Source organism: Mycolicibacterium houstonense (assembly GCF_900078665.2).
GTDB lineage: Bacteria > Actinomycetota > Actinomycetes > Mycobacteriales > Mycobacteriaceae > Mycobacterium > Mycobacterium houstonense.
The window spans coordinates 1,310,648-1,312,117 of the sequence record NZ_LT546207.1; the positions used below are offsets into that span (position 1 = coordinate 1,310,648).

The 1,470-nt window shown below is 66.7% G+C and carries 2 protein-coding genes; both read left to right on the forward strand.

The genetic code is table 11. From position 1 onward, the window contains the following. Positions 1-576 precede the first annotated feature (576 nt). Complete coding sequence (mihF, locus tag BN4332_RS06590; RefSeq protein ID WP_003880790.1) at positions 577-891, forward strand: integration host factor, actinobacterial type; 315 nt, start codon at positions 577-579, stop codon at positions 889-891. A gap of 11 nt (positions 892-902) precedes the next feature. Beyond that, on the forward strand, positions 903-1,470 hold a 568-nt coding region (gene gmk, locus BN4332_RS06595), incomplete at its 3' end, for a guanylate kinase (protein WP_066897728.1).

Here is a 1,470-nt window from a genome sequence, read left to right on the forward strand (position 1 = left end):
GCCCGCGCCGGCCGCGAGCACGGCGGTCCCCAGGGCTACCACCAGGGCAGAAGCGCAGGTCAGACGCTTGAGATTCATGTCGCGGCTCCCTTCGTGGGCGTTGGCGCCCCGCTGGCGACGCTATTTAGCCAGTCTGTGTAAGTGCTTTGTGGCAATTAGGTGTCTGCTGGGCGGCGTGCTCAGGGCATGTTTTGACGTGCACGTAACCAGCTCCGACACGCCCGACACGCCGTGACCAGCGAAAATTTTCTCCGCGGGGCCCTGACCGCTTGTTTTGGTGACGACGACGGGCCTGGTGGCCGTGCCGGGAGTTAGCTGTCGGCGGCCCGAAAACCATTGACTTGCAGGAATATCCGGCCGGAGGGGCGGCGCAGGTCGGTGCTCGCTGACGGTTTCGCGGGGAAAGCGAGCGTCGCCCGCGCGCACTACACGCTGGGCTTTTGGCGTCGTAACCAGGGGGTGGGGTTCGCTTTCGTCAGCCAGCGTGGGTAGGTTCGTCGTCGCTGGCTGGTTTGCACTCCAGCCGTACAAATCAAGTGATGGCCGAAGAAGAATCGCCAGGAGACGGAGGAACCCGTGGCCCTTCCCCAGTTGACCGACGAACAGCGCGCGGCAGCGTTGGAGAAGGCTGCTGCCGCACGTCGAGCGCGAGCCGAGCTCAAGGATCGACTCAAGCGCGGCGGCACCAACCTCAAGCAGGTGCTCACCGACGCCGAGACCGATGAGGTCTTGGGCAAGATGAAGGTCTCTGCTCTGCTGGAGGCCCTGCCCAAGGTCGGCAAGGTCAAGGCGCAGGAGATCATGACCGAGCTGGAGATCGCCCCGACCCGCCGTCTGCGCGGCCTCGGTGATCGTCAGCGCAAGGCCCTCCTGGAGAAGTTCGACCAGTAGAGACGCCCGCATTGTGCGCTGGTAGAGGGGCTGGACAACACACCGTGACGGCTCCGGTCGTCGTGTTGTCCGGTCCCTCCGCCGTCGGGAAGTCCACCGTGGTCCGCTGTCTGCGGGAGCGGCTTCCCGACCTGTATTTCTCCGTCTCGGTCACCACCAGGGCACCACGCCCGGGGGAGATCGACGGAGTCGACTACACATTCGTGTCCGCGGAGCGGTTCCAGCAGCTGATCGACGACGGCGAGCTGCTGGAATGGGCCGAGATCCACGGCGGACTCCATCGGTCGGGGACACCGGCCCAGCCAGTGCGGGAGGCCGCCGAGGCCGGGCGCCCGGTGCTGATCGAGGTGGATCTGGCCGGCGCGCGGGCCGTCAAGCAGGCCATGCCCGAGGCGGTATCGGTGTTCCTGGCGCCGCCGAGCTGGGACGAGCTGGTCAGCCGGTTGTCCGGCCGCGGCACCGAGACGCCCGAGGCGATGGCCCGGCGACTGGAGACCGCGCGGGCCGAAATGGCCGCGGAGTCCCACTTTGACCAGGTCGTGGTGAACCGCCAGTTGGATTCCGCATGCGTTGAACTGG